Origin of the sequence: Gimesia benthica (assembly GCF_009720525.1) — a bacterium.
In the GTDB taxonomy this organism is placed as follows: Bacteria; Planctomycetota; Planctomycetia; order Planctomycetales; family Planctomycetaceae; genus Gimesia; species Gimesia benthica.
The window spans coordinates 4,455,317-4,470,969 of sequence record NZ_CP043930.1; the positions used below are offsets into that span (position 1 = coordinate 4,455,317).

Sequence of the window (15,653 nt, forward strand, 5' to 3'; positions counted from 1 at the left end):
TGCTCAGGGATGAAACGGGGGGATTTCTACCGTATTGCTGCCGTCGATCATGCTTGAGACGTACCCGGCGACCTGTTTGACGATCTCGTCTATCATCTTCTGCCCCGCCTCTGCAGTGGCTTCCAGAGGTTCTTTGTCTTCCTGATCCTGCATCGCATCGTGCCGGACATTTTCCGGGAATGCCGCCATAGCAAATGCCGTTTCGAATTCCTGGGCATGACCGGGCCAGCGCTCTGTCTTCAGATTCGCCAGGGCAATTTCTTCCGGGAGTAGATTCCAGTAGGACTCGAAATGCAGATTGATTTCCAGCCGCTGCTGGAACTGTCCCCACATTCCCAGGCAGGGGGCAATATTTCCGCCATGACCGTTGAGCACCAGGATGTTATGAAAGCCCGCATGGTGCATACTGCGAATGGTGTCAAACAGCACGCTCAGCCAGCTGCCGGGCAACGCGGATAATGTGCCGGGGTGTCGCATGTGGTGTTCGCTGATTCCAATATTCATGGAAGGTGCCACCAGAACTTCTGGTGCCAGCAGGCGAGCGGCCTCGGTTGCGACCAGCATGACGCTTCTCCAGTCATGCTCCATGGCCAGGTGTTCCAAATGCTGCTCTGTGGCTGCCACGGGGATGATGCAGGCTTTCAGTTCGCCGGACTGCATACGCTCGCGGAATTCGCGGCGGGTCAGTTTGGGGAGCAGGATTTCACTTGATTCAGATTGTGACATGGATGTTGTTCCTGGAGTAGTGATTCATTAACTGGAGCCGTGGCGCAGGTGGAGATCCAAACTCGATTTTGGTCGTCTGGGGGCCTTCCGTCAACGATCGAGCATCTTTTCCATCACCTGGTAGCCGGGAAAGCCAAAACCCAGCTGGTGGTAGGTGGACTGCGCACGGTCGTTTTCTTTTTCTACATAGAGACGCAGGCCGACGACATCGGGATTGGAGCGAGCCAGTTTTTCCACGTGGTCGGACAACTGTTTGAACACTCCCTGCCGGCGGTATGCCGGATCGACATACACGCTCTGGAACCACCAGAATTCTCCGTTACGCCAGTCACTCCATTCTCGGGTGAACATGATCTGACCAACTACGGTTTCCTGATGTCGGGCAACAAAATACTGACAACCGCGCGAATCACCCAGTGACTCCACCACGCCTGTGCGTACCAGTTCCGGGTCCAGAATCTTTGATTCCGTTTCCCGCGCCAGCTCAAGATTAAAATGCGTAATGATTTCGCAGTCTTCCAGAGTGGCATAATCGATTTGAATTTCCAGCATGCTTAAATCCTCGTATCTCAGTAGAAAACCAGCACACACTTTATCATGTTGGTACTGCGATTGTCATTGCTGTCAAACGAGTTGAGCAAAAATTCAGGAGACAGACATAGGTCATAGAAGTGATTCGAGCAAGCAGAATTTTTGGAATTGTTTGGGGTTTTGGGCAAGAATGAAGAAACTTCAAATGTAAAAATGGCGATAATAGGTAGTACAGCAGTAATGGTTTTGCAAGGATGCATGGTCAAAACCTACAGGATGTGCCAATTTTACGTCCGAGTTAAATCATCACGCTGGGAGATAGAGCCTTGAGGACTTCAGGGGAAAGACAATATCGTTTAGATACCAACGCACGCCTTTCGACAATCCAGAACACCTGGGCAATGATGCTTGTTGGAGTGGCCGCTGGTCTTCTTAGTATGTATTTTGTAGTAGCACGGCCGATGCTGAGTCAGATCGGTCAGTTGCAGTCGGAGTTGGTGTCAGTCCAACAGGATATGGATAAACTGGTTGGTGCCAAAACCAGTGCCTGGCAGGTCAACAATCTGTTGACCGTACTCAATTCGCAGGCCAAACAGCTCTCCGAAGCCAAAGTAGCTGTGGCAGAGATTCGCGATCTTCGAATCTTACTGGATAAAGAAGCTGAGCAGACCGAAGAGGCGCTCGCTTCCATCCAAAAGATCGATCAGTTTCAGAAACAGGTTCTCCAGCAGGAAGGCTTAACCACCAAAGCCCGTACCGCGCTGGATGATATGCTGGCGATGCAGGATCGCCTGGCCTCACAGGAGCAGCAGGTCAAACAGACCCAGTCGACACTGGATGAAATGATCAAGCTGCAGAAGCTGGCTGCTAACCAGTCCACAGGCATCAAAGATGCTCAGACAGCCTTTAGTGAGTTTCTGAATTTCAAGCAGCAGATTGTTGATCAGTCAGAGCGGTTGGAAGTTGCCCGTACCAACAGCCAGAAGATGATTGACCTGCAGCAGAGCCTGATTTCTCAGTCAGAACCGCTGGCAGCCGCTCAGAAGCACGCTGAGCAGATGGTCTCGCTGCAGCAGACACTGGCTGATGAGAATCTGAAACTGACAGAGGCTGACACCAACTTGAAATCGTTGATGGATATTCAAACGAAACTGCTGGCTGAAACCGATCGCGTGGTCGAAGCTGCTGAAACGCTGGAAGTTCTGGGAGAGCTGCAGGACAGCGTGAAAGAACAGATCGCTTCCATGCAGGGTATGCGACGCGAAATGCTCGACATTATCCTGATGGAGAGCACTGTATCTAAAGCGACCCGCATCCTGGAACCGCTGGCCGAGTTGGGTAACCTGAAACGACTGAGCGATGCAGAAGTTCGGGAAGCAGCCCGCGTGATCATGGATCAGCGAGATACCCGCATGGGCAAAGCCACGACCCGGTTCCGTCAGATTCGTCGCGAGCCTGCTCCAACTCGCACGACTAAGCTGACAACGCTTGACGGGAATGCCCTGTTTGGTGAAGAAGTCAAAGGTCAGGATGGTGAGATCGAAAAACTGGTCCCCAATCCTCCGACCGACAATGAGTGAACAGTCTCCTGGCTGAAAGTGGCTTGAATTAAAACAGGGCATGGATGATCCATGCCCTGTTTTATTATTTTTACAGCTCAGGCTGAAAACTAATTATCTGTTTCAGCAGCTTCTTTCTTGGGTTCCGGCTTCGAGGCTTCCGGCTTTTTGTCCTCTGGTTTGGCCGCTTCTTTTTTCTCTGCCTCAGCAGGTTTCTTATCTGCTTCAGGTTTGGCCTCAGTTTTGGCTTCAGGTTTATCAGCTTTCACCGGAGGTTTTGCTTCTTTGGCAGGTTTTTCTTTCGCGGGAGCGGGTTTCTCTTTGGCAGGCTCGGCGAGTTCCGATTTGTAAGTGAGCTTACCACTTACCGGAACCGAAGCAACCTGGAAAACATCTTTCGAGAGTTCGCCTTGCACGAATACCACGAAGTGCAGTTTTTCCAGACCCAGTGGGACACCGGTGAAGTTTGCACCGGATTTTTCTTCAAAGGCGGAGAGGTAATCGCTGATACGACCTTTGAATTCATCCAGGTCCAGGGTTTTAGTCAGGCTCAGTTTGCCATCTTTGGCAGCGACGCCAGTTGGTTCACCCAGCATCGACCGAACGATCATTTCATGCAGGTTGATGCCGTTCGGAGCTTCATAGTAAAGTTCGTCTTCGGCCAGAACGGCGACAAGGTGCAGCGGTTCTTTAATCTTATCTGTTCCGCTGACATTGGCTTTCAGTTCCAGTTTGCCATCTTTCGCAGCGGCAGAGAGTTCGATTTTGACTTCCGTATCTGCTGAGAGTTCCGGAATCAACGCTTCGACCAGTGAATCATAGGAAGATTCGACTTCTTCCACTCCGCCGGCTGCTCCAAAGACCTGTTGACCGTTCAGATTGATCGAAGGGGTGCCACGGTGGTTGTAGTAAAAGAAACGTGCTTCCGAGTCTGAGTTGGTCAGCGGATCCGGTGCCGGAATGTGCTGGTGATAGCGCAGTACGATGACTTTCGAAGCGGGGAATGAAGACTCAACTACTCCGGTGGCCAGGTCTGCTGCTACACAGGGTGGGCAGGAAGCACCTGTGAATAATTCAATCAGTGAAGTCCGATTTCCTTTTTTGAGGTCGACTTCCTTCGCTTCTTTAGATACGAAACTGTCGAGGAAGCGTTTAAAGGACTCGGCCAGGTATTTGTCCAGCCCCTCGGTGGAGCCGTGTTTCTTTTTCCAGAGTTCGGTCAGAGTCTCCCGAGGATCATCGAATTTGACCGTCTGGGGACTCTGTTTTGAAGCAGCAATCATCTGACGTTCACGACCGGAAAGAGGAGAGCTGGCCAGGATTCCCAGGTACTCAATGGCTTTATCAATGCTGCCATGTTCTTTCTCATAGCTGACCAGTTCAGTAATCAGCTCTCGATCGTGAGGATATTTTTTCGCTTCAGATTCCAGAAGTGCACCGGCTGCTTTAATTTTTTCCGGATCTTTGGATTTCAGTCCGACACGAGCCTTAGCCAGCGCCATTTCCTGATCCCAGCTGCTGAGTGGCTTAACGCCTTCTTTGACCAGCTTATTGAACTGATCCATATATTTCGTGGCCATGTCGCTGTTTTTATCAGTCCGTGCCAGCATGGATGTGATCCGCACCAGGGTGCTGGCTTCCATCCGTTTACCCCAGAGAGCAGAGGTTTCGGTATAGCGTTTAATAATATCTTCGATGGTTTTGGTATCTTTGTCACTGCTCAAAGCGAAGGCCAGCAGGGGAGGAAATGCATCCAGAGCCAGCGGGAACATCTGCATTTTTTCGGTGAATTCATTCAGCGGTTTGAATGGATCTTGCGACTGCATGGCCTGGATCAGTTCCTGAGCACCGGGAGAGGGCATCGGCTCTTTGATCTTGGAGAGATCCTTTTCAATAGTGAAGAGCATCAGGGCGGGAATGCAGTTATCGTTGTTGAAACTGATATTGCCGTAGATAGCGCCACGTTCTTTATTCAGTGATCCCTCGAAGCTGAGCTGAATGAATTCCTTACCTTTATCATCCAGCAGGCTTTCAACAAACGTGACGGTCTGATCTGTCGTCTTTGATGAGACGATTTTGGCGGGGGCTACGTTCGGACCCTGAGAGACGATTTTGACACCCTGAAAATCGGATTTTTCTTTCTGATCTCCCTCGGCGGATTTGACTTCGGTCATGACGCGCAACAGGTAGAGTGGCATCAACTGCTGCTGCTGAGGCAGGACCAGAATCCAGTTGCCTTCAACTGTTTCCGGCATTTTGAACGCTTCGGGGTTTTCTTTCTCTTTTTCTTCAGCAGATTTATCATCCGCTTTCGCGGTCTTGTCGGCTTCAGGCATCTCAGCATCTTTAGAAGTGGTTTCCGCGGGGCTACTGGCGGCGGTTTCATCGTTGGCGGAGGTTTGATTTTCACTGCCTGATTCGGAGCCTTTCTGGCAGCCAACGGTAATCATCAGCAGACAGAGTAGCAGGCTAAAGCGGGAAATCGAAAGCATATTATTCCTCGAAGGTTAAATAGAATTTGGTCAAAACTGGTGCCTATTCCGGTTTTATACGAATTCCATACAAATGTTGATGGATATAAAGCAAAAAACGGTAATCTTCTGCAAATCGAACAGGGAACAGACGTTACGTTGAATCGTATCAGTTTACTTACTGGTAAGCAGGTTTCAAAATGGGATCCTGAATCGACTTTTGCCACTCGATCAGCTGTTGTTCCAGCTCTGTGGCTTTCTCTTTTGATCCAGGGGGCATGCGTCGTCGTATCAGATTTCGGGTTTCGTCCGGATCTGCCTCAAGGTCATATAGTTCGTCCATGTACCGGGCCCGATAGTGTTTGACGAACTTCCATTTTTCAGTGCGGATCATTCGCATGTAGGCCAAACCGTTATTGTGCAGGTCATACTGGCCGTAAATCGCGGTTCGTTCTGGAATCGATTTGCCGAACAAAAGGGGAGAGTAATCGATTCCATGTAAGGACGCATTTTCAGGCAGGGGAAGGTCGAGTGCTCCCAGGACAAATTTGAACATGTCCACGTTAGAAACCATCTCATCGAAGTGGGTGCCCGGCTGTATCACACGCGGCCAGCGCATCACCAGCGGAACGCGGATTGAAGTGTCCCACATGTTGGGACGTTTGGGACCGGTGATTCCTCCCGCCAGCCAGTGACCGTTGCCTTTAGTACTGATGCCGTGGCGGCCGTTGTTGTAACCATGGTCGCTGGTAAAGATTACCAGGGTATTATCCGTGAGTTGTAGCTGATCCAGTTCCTTGAGCAGACGGCCGATGTTCCGGTCCACTGAGGAAATGCTCGCGTAGTATTCTTTGTTTTTCTGCTTGATCTGTGCTGGGATCAGCCCCTCGGCAATGGGCATCTCGATCTCAATGCCTTCGTAGTGGGAAGAGTCCTCTGCAGGGACCGGGCCATAAGGAGTATGCGGAGCCCGGAAGTGCAGACAGAGTGCAAATGGTCTGTCTTTGGATGCCCTGACAAACTGAATCGCATTATCGACCAGTAAATCGGGCAGGGGGCCTGTCTGTTTTTCTGTTACCCCCTCGATTTCCAGAATGGGGTCCATCGGCCGGGTGCCCCCCGAGAGAAATCCCATGAAGTGGTCGTACCCTTTTTTTCGCGGATGGAAGTCGGCCTGTTCGCCCAGGTGCCACTTCCCGATCAGGGCCGTTCGGTAACCGGCTTTCTGTAATACTGCGGGCCAGATGGGAGCGTGCAGCCCCGCGCCCTCGCGGGCTTCATCCGGGGAGATGTAATCTGTGATTCTCAACTCGGTAGGATAACGGCCGGAGAGGAACGTGGCCCGACTGGGGGAGCAGACCGGAGTGGCAACAAAGGCATTCGTAAAGACCGCCCCCTGCTTCCCAATCTGATCCATATAGGGAGTGTGGATCTGTTTATTTCCATACAGGCCCATGGCCCAGCGCCCCTGATCGTCGGTGACGATGGAAATCAGGTTCGGACGCGAAGCTGCGTTGCAACATGTGGAATCGATGGCGAGGAGCAGAAACAGGAACAGCCAGAGACAGGATGCCCATGAGATCGTTTTCATATTGATGCCTCGATCTGTACCAATCAGTTTCAGCTGCCCAGTTCCTGTTTCAGATCTGCCAGCTGTTGTTGTAACTGTTCAACCACGTCGGCCATGGATGCCACATGTTGCGACAGCTGCTGGTTGTCGGACTGCAGACGCTCTACGGCTTCTTGTAAGGCTCCCAGCTCCGAGCTGGTATTGTTGACTGTAGGTACGGGAGCAGGAGTGGGAGCAGGCCGCGTATCCTCAGGCTCGCTGTCGGCTGAAGAATCGAATCCCAGCGCTTTGCCTTCACTTTCCTTGTACCAGTTGTGATCGACTTCGATGCCGCGTCGTTCAATGCTGCCATTTGATTGTACATACTTCTGATCAAGAAGTCCCTTAAATTCCGCCCGCAACTGTTCGAGAGTCTCAATCGGCACCATACGACTCGCCCGGCCGCGGAGTTCTCCCATCGTCTGCCGACCCCGCAGCCAGAGTTCAGTCAGGATGGCCAGTTGGGGTTCGGTAAAATTGAAACGATGACGCATGTAATGGCGGTAACGTTCTGTGCGACCACTGTCTGAATGAATTACGGCTACAAGTCCTAATTCACGCAGCGATTCCAGGGTTTCATACACCTGCGTCTCACTGTAATTGCTGATGGGATCGCGGTTGCTCTTCTGATTGCAACCGGTGGTAACTGCTTTGAGTGTCAGTGGATATTGATCGGGAGTCGTAAACGCTTTTTCCAGTAATACCCCCAGCACGCGGCGCTGGGGTCTGGAAAGTTCAGAGATCTGCAGCAGTTCTTTATCTTCCTGTGTGGCGTCATTCATTTTTCTGTCAAAAGCCCTTTTCGAGCAGAGTGGAACGGGTAGTTGGTCTAGTAGCCCTGGTTCAAGATCTGCCTGGTTGCTTCCAGGCTGCCTTGCGTTACTTTCGTCAGGAACTCGAAATCGAGTGTATCAACGGTATCCGAGGGTTGATGGTAATGCGGATTTCTTAAGAAACTGGTGTCGGTAATCATCAGTGCGGGATAACCGGCATCCCAGAACGGACTATGGTCACTTAAACGCGTGGCCTGCAGCATTTCGCCATTTTGCGGAACCTGTAAGATTTCGACCGGCAGTGTTTCCACTGTTTTGAGACCGGTTTTAAATGCTTCGATCAGCTTTTCGGAATTCTGATTACCGACCACGGCGATAAAATCGCCCGTATCGGGATACAGGCCGACGAGCTCGCGGGGCAGCATCTGACTGCCCGGAGTGGGATCACAGTAGCCCAGCATTTCCAGCGAAACCATGCCGCGCAGATCTGTCTTTTTTTCCTGGTGCAGGCGGGCGTGTTCTGCTCCACCCAGCATTCCGTTTTCTTCCAGGTCAAACGCCACCAGCTCAATACTCCATGCACCGCCTGTCTGTTGTAATTCGGGAAGCAGGCGTCCCAGTTCCAGCAGGGCCGCGACGGCACTGGTATTGTCATCCGCACCGGGCGATTCGGGACGCGTATCCAGGTGGGCGCCAACGCAGAATAATGGTTTCTCCGGATCAGACAACCGGGGATGCCGGGCAATCAGGTTCTGACCTGAGAACGTGACCAGCATGGAATCCTGAGCCTGAAACGGATGCCGTTCGATCTCCCATCCGGAAGTTTCCAGTTCCCGGCTCACATACTGGCGGGCGGCTTCCAGTGCTTCACTTTCAGCGGGACGAATGGACTGGCAGAGGTCTTCACAGAGCCGCTTCAGTCGTTGAGTGTCTATATTCGTCATAATGGCTTTCGATTCCTTGCCAGGCCAGTCGATTTGAAAAAGAGAGTCCGATCTGAATGCACCGTGAAGTGGTCATCCTGCAGTCAGGAATTTTGTGATGTGTTACCTTCTGCAGCTTCGACGACGAACTGAAAATCTTTATCGTTTCGCAGTGTATTGAAGTCTGATTCCTCCGGAATCAGTTTCGTCAGGCGGGGTTCCATGCGTAAAGCACGCCCCAGCCACGACAGGGCGTTGGCTTTGTCATCCGCCAGCGCAAAATAGCAGGACAGGTTGTAAAGCACAACAGGTTCGTCAGCATGATGCTGGTAGGCTTCTTCCATGATCCCGATTGCAGAAGAGAGTTGATCGGTACGTTTAAAGCACCAGGCCATCCCCATCAGCGTTGTCAGGTTTTGGGGATTTTTTTCGTAAGCGTCCCGATAAGCGTCAAGTGCCTCGGTAAACCGCTCGGCCAGTTGCAGCGACTGACCCAGAAAACGGCAGTACTTTTCCGAGTCACGATCTTGACCGGTAATGTGGGACAGCTCACGCAGTGCCTGCACGGGCATTTCCAGCATCAGATAGCCTTCGGCGGCATTGAGATGTCGTTTCCGTCGAGATGCGGGCAGGAGTACCATGGTAAAACCTGTCAGGGATAAATAAAAAACCTTTGCCCCATTTTAATGGATCGGGCAAAGGTTTTTCTATTGTACCTGTGGCGATATTTTCCGCCTTCCGCAAAATCAGATGCTGCTAAGGTTTCTCAGGCAGCGATGGTCTGCCAGGCTTTGAAGCCTCCCACCAGATCGATGATATTGTCAAATCCCTGTTTCTCCAGCAGGCTGGCGGCAATCGAAGAACGGTAGCCACCCTGGCAGTGGACGATCACGGTCTGGTCCCGGGGGATCTCAGACAGATGCTCTGCCAGGTGATTTAAGGGGATGTTGATGCTGTTCTCGATATGCCCCGTATTCCATTCAGCGGGCGTACGAATATCGATAATGGTGACCGGTTCGTCCAGTTCCTGCATGGCCTGGGCAGAAATCCGCCTGGTTTGAGAGACCAGTTCAGGGTAGTCCTGAAGGCTGTTGAGGCCGTCTTTCAGGAATCCTTTCACGTGGTCAAAGCCAATCCGTCCCAGGCGAATGATTGCTTCTTCGATCTGATTCTCTTCACTGGCAATCACCACGATAGGGGCCTGCTTATCCAGCATCGTACCTGCCCATGTGGCGTAGCGACCTTCCAGGCCGATATTGATGCTCCCTTTCAGATGGCCTGCTGCGAACTCGGCGACATCGCGGACGTCGATCACCTGTGTTCCGCTGTTGAGCATCTGCTGTACTTCAGCTAATGAGTAAGCATGCCAGGCGGCTTTGATACTTTCATCCAGGGTCTGACGTTCCTTGCGATTCAGAATCGCATCGTGCACAAAGTACTGAGGTGCTTCCGGTAGATCGGTGGTCACCATATCAATAAAGGCGGCTTTGCTCATTGGCTGCAGAGCGTAATTATAACGCCGCTGCTCACCAAGTGTGGTGACCGCTTCACTGCTGAGCTGTTTGCCACACATGGAGCCCGCCCCATGCGCTGGATAGACCAGAGTTTCATCCGGCAGCTTCAGGATCTTCTCATGGAGAGAGTCATACAACATGCCTCCCAATTCCTCGGCGGTGACACCCAGGGAAGCCAGCAGGTCGGGGCGACCAACGTCTCCCAGGAAGAGGGTGTCTCCTGTCAGAATCATTTGGGGCTGATCCTGATTCTCATTCAGATCGTAAACGACCAGCGAGATGCCTTCCGGTGTGTGCCCCGGGGTTTCCATGGTTGTGATTTTCACTGAACCCAGCAGCAGTTCATCACCTTCCGAGAGGGACTGGTGAGGGAATTCTGCTGCGCCCCTGCTGCCCAGATAGATCTGAGCGCCCACGGCTTTCTGCAGTTCGATGTGACCGGCGATGAAATCGGCGTGGAAGTGAGTGAGGATCACGTGCTTGATTTGCAGGCCGTGCTCTTTCGCATCTTCGAGGTAGATCTCAATATCACGTTGCGGGTCGACGACTACCGCGTCGCCCGTTTCTTCATCGGCAATCATGTAAGATGCCAGCGACAGACAATCCAGATAGTAGCGTTGAAAGAACATTGCAGGACCCTCCGCTTTTAAGCTGCTTTTTGACATTGTTGCTGTTCACAGCCGGCAACCTGATTCCAGGGCATTTTGGCGAGTACCATTGCCATCCCGCAGGTATCAGTAATACCGGCAAACATTAATCCTGCCCCTACGAACCCCGAGATCCCACTGAACCAGGGATTGACGAACATGCCCAGCATGGCACCGGTAAAGACCAGGAAACCAGCTGCAATCCGAACCTGACGCTCCAGGGAAATCGTTTTCTTACCTCGTTCAACGGGCAACCCCTGTGCTTCCCAGGCTTTGGTGCCCCCTTCGACGCTGACTACGTTCAGACAGCCTGCTTCGATCAGTTTCTGGCAGGCGCGGGACGAACGGTTTCCACTCTGACAGATAATGTAGACCGGCTCGGCAGTGCTGCCATTTGTCAGCTCTTCAATATGGTCTGTCCCGATCTTGTCCAGGGGGATGTTGCGGGCCATTGTAGCGTGGACTTCCCGGAATTCCGCAGGAGTCCGTACGTCAATGACTGCAACATCCTGTTGACTGTGCAGTCGGGCCAGTGCTTCCGGTGTGATGGTTTTGACTTCTGCCATGATTGATACCTCGTAATGTCGTGAATATACGATATGTTGTTGTAAAAAAATGCTCAGGACTGGAAAAAACGTCCTTCGATGCAATCCATGATCTTATTTAAATGAGGCTCGGCCACACTGTAATAGACGCTCCGGCCTTCCCGTTCACTCACAAAGAAACCACAGCGCTGCATCAGCCGCAGATGCTCTGAAGCAACGTTGCTTGGAATTCCACAGTCTTCAGCCAGTTCACCCACGGTGTACCGCCCGCGCAGAAGCAACTGCACGATACGGATGCGAGCCGGGTGCGCCAGAACCTTCAGGCATTCTGCTGCCTGTTCCAGTGCGGGGCCGTCATAATTGGGAGTTTCTTTCAGTTTCATATTCTTACCTCATGTATATAATATCGTGATGTTGCGATATGTCAATGAGGATTCTTTGAGATTTTTCAGCCGATTCTCAGCAGATAAATTCACTTCTGGGTCATTGAATCTTCATAAATATATGCAACAATAAGACTTTACGTCAATAAATATAAAACCGGCAGAAGAGGTGATTCCATGTCCCCAATCAATCCTGACTCCCGAATTTCATTAGGCAGACGTGCTTTTCTCCAGCAGGGAGCCCTGATTCTGGGCGGGCTGACTGCAGCGCCGTTGGGGCAACTGGCGGCTGCCGCTGATCAGAAACAAAGGGGGGCAGTCCGCGTGGGGCTGGTTACGGACCTGCACTACGCAGATAAGCCACCGGGAGGCTCGCGTCACTATCGGGAAACTTTGAAGAAACTGGACGAAGCAGTCACTCAGTTTAAGAAAGACGAGCCTGACTTCGTGGTCTTCCATGGCGATCTGATCGATTCCGGTAAGTCGCTGGAGCAGGAAAAACAACATCTGCAGACCATAGTCACAGCCATCGATGCCATTCCCTACCCACGCTATTTTGTGCTGGGGAACCATTGTGTCGACCAGCTGACCAAAGCAGAGTTCCTGAAAGGGGTGGGCCAGAAGGAGTCCTACTTCTCCTTTGATCGGGGCGGCTATCACTTCGTTGTGCTCGATTCCTGTTTCAAAAGCGATGGTACACCCTACGGGCGTCACAATTTTAAATGGACAGACGCTAATATGCCTGCGTCTGAACTGAAGTGGCTCAAGGATGATCTACAGCAGACAAAGCTGCCGACCATCGTCTTTGTGCATCAGCCGCTCGATCTGAAAGACACGGCTGCCCACGCCGTCAAGAATTCTTCGCAAGTCCGTAAAATTCTGGAATCAGCGGGCAATGTCGCCGCGGTCTTTCAGGGGCACAGTCACCGAAATAAATACTCAGAAATTGGTGGTATCCATTACTGCACAATGGTGGCAATGGTGGAAGGTTCGGGACTGACAAATAACGGGTACAGTACCCTGGATGTCTATGCTGACGGTTCCCTGGTGCTCAACGGATTTCGTAAACAGCAGGATTATCACTGGAGCTGAGACGGCACGGACCCGGGAATTCGAAGCAGACCATTGTTGCACCATGGTCTGAGATGCGTATAAGATGGATGAATCAACGATCCTACATCTGTCTGATTCTTCAGGAGCTTATTATGCGCCGTTCAGCCCCCGTGGTCTTATTCTCTCTGTTTATTCTTGGTTGTCTGACCAGCGCTGTTTCCAGTGCAGCTGCAGCCGAAAAACAGCCCCCTAACATCGTCTTCATTATCGCTGATGACCTGGGCTACAAAGAACTGGGTTGTTACGGCCAGAAATATATCAAGACGCCTAATATAGACAAGCTTGCTAAAGATGGAATCCGTTTCACCCAGTTCTATTCGGGTAATGCGGTCTGTGCCCCTTCCCGTTGCAATCTGATGACCGGCAAACATCCGGGCCATGCTTATGTGCGTAATAACGGCAAGCCTGACTATGTGCAGGACATGAAAGAGAAAGAGGGCTGGGAGTATCCGGGACAGCATCCGATTCCCGATGCCGAAGTCACCATCGCAGAGATGCTCAAACAGAAACAATATGCCACCGGTGCCATGGGCAAGTGGGGGCTGGGACACTTCGGGACGACCGGAGACCCTAATAAGCAGGGCTTCGATCTGTTTTACGGCTTCAACTGCCAGGTGCATGCCCACAATCACTATCCCCGCTTCCTCTGGCGGAATCACACCAAAGAAACGCTGCCGGGCAACGACAGGACTTTGAATGGCGAAACCTATTCGCAGGACAAATTTGTCGAAGTCGGAATGGAATTCATTCGAGAAAACAAAGATCGTCCCTTCTTCCTCTATCTGCCGTTCGCGGTTCCGCACCTGGCGATTCAGGCACCGGAGGAATCGGTCGCAGAATACCGGGGTAAAATTCCGGAAGAGGATTATAAGCATCGCGGATACATTAAACGCCCCGATCCCCGTGCCGGTTATGCAGCCATGATCACACACATGGACAAAGGCGTTGGCCAGATCATGAACCTGCTCAAAGAATTAAATCTGGATGACAATACCGTGGTCTTTTTCACTTCTGACAACGGTCCGACATACGATCGCCTGGGCGGATCTGATTCGGTCTTCTTTGAATCGGCAGGCCCCTGGCGCGGGTTCAAAGGCAGTCTGTATGAAGGGGGAATCCGTGTGCCACTGGTAGTTCGCTGGCCGGGACACATTCCTGAGGGTGATGTGACCGACCATCTCTCCGCGTTCTGGGATGTCATGCCCACCATCGCACAACTGACGGGAACTAAAGCACCTGCCGACATTGATGGCATCAGCTTCGTACCGACCCTGCTGGGCAAACCGCAGGAGCAGAAGCAGCACGAGTATCTCTACTGGGAGTTTCCGGCGTACACGGGACAGCAGGCGGTTCACATGGGTGACTGGAAAGGCGTGCGTCAGAATCTGTTGCGAAAGAAAAATCCGCAGATGAAGATCGAACTCTACAACCTCAAAGATGATCCAGGCGAACAGCACGACGTGGCTGATCAGAATCCGGAAGTAGTGGCCCGCATCAAATCCATTATGAAAACGGGCCGTACTCCGTCAAAGATGTTTCCGTTTCCGGCACTCGATCAGCAGTAATCGACGAACAGATACTGTCTGACCGGTTTACCGGGAAACTTCTTTAATCCAGCTGAACACGCTGTCCCCGATCTGCAGGTAACCATTGCTGGCTGGGTGGACAGCGTTGTTCTGACGCAGTGTTTCTTCTGTGCTGTGTGAGTTCCAGGGAACTCGCTTCGCGGGATAGTTGTGTACGCAGTCAAGGTTCAGGTGTGTCGGTACCAGGTAGATCTGTTCTGCTTCTTTGCCACCATAATGTTTCAGCATCCGTTCCGCGACATAGTGTTGATTACGCTTGTATTGCCAGCGTGTCTGCTGCCGACCATTGGTGGTACCGAACGCGTCCTGGCTGGCGGCCGGCGGAACGGGCAGCATGAAACCGATTTTGGTCTTTGGATTAAAATCGTGAATCATCTTGACCAGAATATCCAGGTGCTTGACCATCGTGTCCGTGCGTTCTTCAATGCTCTCATCCGTAGCTGAATAGACATCGTTGGGGCCGAGGAAAATTGTGACCAGGTCAGGCGCGTTGCCGTCATTGAACTCTTTGCAGTAACGGGGAAAGTCGAGTTGCGGCTTCCCGTTTTTATCGGCATACAGGAATGGGCTGCCTCGTTCGCGGTAATTTCCCTGGCGGGCATTTTCCTTGAAGTGGGTCGCAAAACGGACTGCAGTCCAGCCGCCGTAACCTTCGTGTCGCACATTCGCTTCATTGCTTGGGTTGTGAGAACCGATCAATTTCAGTTTAGGACCGTGGAATTTTTCGCTCAGTTCAAATACGTGTCGGGGATAAACCGAATTGTGAGTCAGGCTGTCGCCAATCATCAGGAGACTGGTTGGCTTATCTTTACCGGCTGCTGTGGGGACGACCCGCAGGCGTGATTCCTGGGACGCGATGATCTTGTTGTTCTGATCCAGCACGTTCAGCTTGAACTTGTAATCACCGATCTCTTTTTCGTCGGGCGTGTAAGTCCAGCGTTCCTGCTGCAGATGTCCCCGGTTACAGTGCACGTCAAATACGTAGTTCCCCGGGTTGATCGTGAGCGACACATTGTCAAAGTAGACACTGGTTTCAATTCCGGGGAGCGCGTAGATGATGGGAGGCAGAATCAGCCGTACCGGATCCTGCGGTTCTGCTTCCGCGGCTGGCTGAGATTCCGGGGCTGGTTTGGCAGGTTCATCAGCCAGTGCGAGTGACGGCAACGTTACGATTAAAAGACTCAAGAGAGTGGTCAGACGAAGTAGAGTGTTCATGCTGGTTCCATCAAAGGGTGAGTTCAGGTGGGCGAGTCTTGGAGTATGGTGTTTGAGA

Annotated in this window: 14 protein-coding genes; 3 read left to right on the forward strand and 11 right to left on the reverse strand. The window is 51.9% G+C overall.

Annotated features, from left to right (window positions below):
* Positions 1–3: 3 nt before the first annotated feature.
* Both F1728_RS17280 and F1728_RS17285 read right to left on the reverse strand, forming a co-directional pair.
* Complete coding sequence (locus tag F1728_RS17280) at positions 4–726, reverse strand: creatininase family protein (protein WP_155365136.1); 723 nt, start codon at positions 724–726, stop codon at positions 4–6.
* A 90-nt stretch (positions 727–816) separates the two neighbouring features.
* The gene (locus F1728_RS17285; protein ID WP_155365137.1) at positions 817–1,278 is read right to left on the reverse strand and encodes a GNAT family N-acetyltransferase; all 462 of its coding nucleotides are present in this window, start codon (positions 1,276–1,278) and stop codon (positions 817–819) included.
* Between the two features lie 416 nt (positions 1,279–1,694).
* Here F1728_RS17285 and F1728_RS17290 point away from each other — a divergent pair, with 416 nt between their 5' ends.
* Positions 1,695–2,837 (forward strand): hypothetical protein, encoded by a 1,143-nt coding sequence (locus F1728_RS17290; RefSeq protein ID WP_155365138.1) that lies wholly within the window; start codon positions 1,695–1,697, stop codon positions 2,835–2,837.
* A gap of 89 nt (positions 2,838–2,926) precedes the next feature.
* On the opposite strand, the gene F1728_RS32240 is transcribed toward F1728_RS17290, so the two are convergent.
* From F1728_RS32240 to F1728_RS17330, 8 genes are all read right to left on the reverse strand, one after another.
* A complete protein-coding gene (locus F1728_RS32240) occupies positions 2,927–5,308 on the reverse strand; it encodes a hypothetical protein (RefSeq protein ID WP_155365139.1) in 2,382 nt (793 codons plus the stop codon).
* 157 nt (positions 5,309–5,465) lie between these two features.
* On the reverse strand, positions 5,466–6,878 hold the full coding sequence (locus F1728_RS17300) for a sulfatase family protein (protein WP_155365140.1): 1,413 nt from the start codon (positions 6,876–6,878) through the stop codon (positions 5,466–5,468).
* A 29-nt stretch (positions 6,879–6,907) separates the two neighbouring features.
* Complete coding sequence (locus tag F1728_RS17305; RefSeq protein WP_155365141.1) at positions 6,908–7,678, reverse strand: DUF480 domain-containing protein; 771 nt, start codon at positions 7,676–7,678, stop codon at positions 6,908–6,910.
* A gap of 47 nt (positions 7,679–7,725) precedes the next feature.
* Complete coding sequence (locus F1728_RS17310; protein ID WP_155365142.1) at positions 7,726–8,613, reverse strand: M28 family peptidase; 888 nt, start codon at positions 8,611–8,613, stop codon at positions 7,726–7,728.
* Positions 8,614–8,696: 83 nt separating this feature from the next.
* A complete protein-coding gene (locus F1728_RS17315) occupies positions 8,697–9,233 on the reverse strand; it encodes a tetratricopeptide repeat protein (protein WP_155365143.1) in 537 nt (178 codons plus the stop codon).
* Positions 9,234–9,358: 125 nt separating this feature from the next.
* On the reverse strand, positions 9,359–10,735 hold the full coding sequence (locus tag F1728_RS17320) for an MBL fold metallo-hydrolase (protein WP_155365144.1): 1,377 nt from the start codon (positions 10,733–10,735) through the stop codon (positions 9,359–9,361).
* A gap of 17 nt (positions 10,736–10,752) precedes the next feature.
* Positions 10,753–11,319 (reverse strand): rhodanese-like domain-containing protein, encoded by a 567-nt coding sequence (locus F1728_RS17325; protein ID WP_155365145.1) that lies wholly within the window; start codon positions 11,317–11,319, stop codon positions 10,753–10,755.
* Between the two features lie 53 nt (positions 11,320–11,372).
* Complete coding sequence (locus tag F1728_RS17330) at positions 11,373–11,681, reverse strand: ArsR/SmtB family transcription factor (protein WP_145192139.1); 309 nt, start codon at positions 11,679–11,681, stop codon at positions 11,373–11,375.
* A gap of 177 nt (positions 11,682–11,858) precedes the next feature.
* Between F1728_RS17330 and F1728_RS17335 the strand changes: the two genes are divergently transcribed.
* A complete protein-coding gene (locus F1728_RS17335; RefSeq protein WP_155365146.1) occupies positions 11,859–12,773 on the forward strand; it encodes a metallophosphoesterase family protein in 915 nt (304 codons plus the stop codon).
* Positions 12,774–12,886: 113 nt separating this feature from the next.
* Positions 12,887–14,359: an arylsulfatase gene (locus F1728_RS17340; RefSeq protein ID WP_194242413.1), complete on the forward strand. Its 1,473-nt coding sequence runs from the start codon at positions 12,887–12,889 to the stop codon at positions 14,357–14,359.
* A gap of 27 nt (positions 14,360–14,386) precedes the next feature.
* On the opposite strand, the gene F1728_RS17345 is transcribed toward F1728_RS17340, so the two are convergent.
* The gene (locus tag F1728_RS17345; RefSeq protein WP_155365148.1) at positions 14,387–15,595 is read right to left on the reverse strand and encodes an SGNH/GDSL hydrolase family protein; all 1,209 of its coding nucleotides are present in this window, start codon (positions 15,593–15,595) and stop codon (positions 14,387–14,389) included.
* Positions 15,596–15,653 lie beyond the last annotated feature (58 nt).

Excerpts from the sequence above, each read along its gene's own strand:
- F1728_RS17285 (WP_155365137.1), bottom strand. The coding sequence starts at position 1,278 with ATGCTGGAAATTCAAATCGATTATGCCACTCTGGAAGACTGCGAAATC.
- F1728_RS17290 (WP_155365138.1), top strand. The coding sequence starts at position 1,695 with ATGTATTTTGTAGTAGCACGGCCGATGCTGAGTCAGATCGGTCAGTTG.
- F1728_RS17305 (WP_155365141.1), bottom strand. The coding sequence starts at position 7,678 with ATGAATGACGCCACACAGGAAGATAAAGAACTGCTGCAGATCTCTGAA.
- F1728_RS17280 (WP_155365136.1), bottom strand. The coding sequence starts at position 726 with ATGTCACAATCTGAATCAAGTGAAATCCTGCTCCCCAAACTGACCCGC.
- F1728_RS17330 (WP_145192139.1), bottom strand. The coding sequence starts at position 11,681 with ATGAAACTGAAAGAAACTCCCAATTATGACGGCCCCGCACTGGAACAG.
- F1728_RS17310 (WP_155365142.1), bottom strand. The coding sequence starts at position 8,613 with ATGACGAATATAGACACTCAACGACTGAAGCGGCTCTGTGAAGACCTC.
- F1728_RS17300 (WP_155365140.1), bottom strand. The coding sequence starts at position 6,878 with ATGAAAACGATCTCATGGGCATCCTGTCTCTGGCTGTTCCTGTTTCTG.
- F1728_RS32240 (WP_155365139.1), bottom strand. The coding sequence starts at position 5,308 with ATGCTTTCGATTTCCCGCTTTAGCCTGCTACTCTGTCTGCTGATGATT.
- F1728_RS17340 (WP_194242413.1), top strand. The coding sequence starts at position 12,887 with ATGCGCCGTTCAGCCCCCGTGGTCTTATTCTCTCTGTTTATTCTTGGT.
- F1728_RS17345 (WP_155365148.1), bottom strand. The coding sequence starts at position 15,595 with ATGAACACTCTACTTCGTCTGACCACTCTCTTGAGTCTTTTAATCGTA.
- F1728_RS17335 (WP_155365146.1), top strand. The coding sequence starts at position 11,859 with ATGTCCCCAATCAATCCTGACTCCCGAATTTCATTAGGCAGACGTGCT.
- F1728_RS17315 (WP_155365143.1), bottom strand. The coding sequence starts at position 9,233 with ATGGTACTCCTGCCCGCATCTCGACGGAAACGACATCTCAATGCCGCC.
- F1728_RS17320 (WP_155365144.1), bottom strand. The coding sequence starts at position 10,735 with ATGTTCTTTCAACGCTACTATCTGGATTGTCTGTCGCTGGCATCTTAC.
- F1728_RS17325 (WP_155365145.1), bottom strand. The coding sequence starts at position 11,319 with ATGGCAGAAGTCAAAACCATCACACCGGAAGCACTGGCCCGACTGCAC.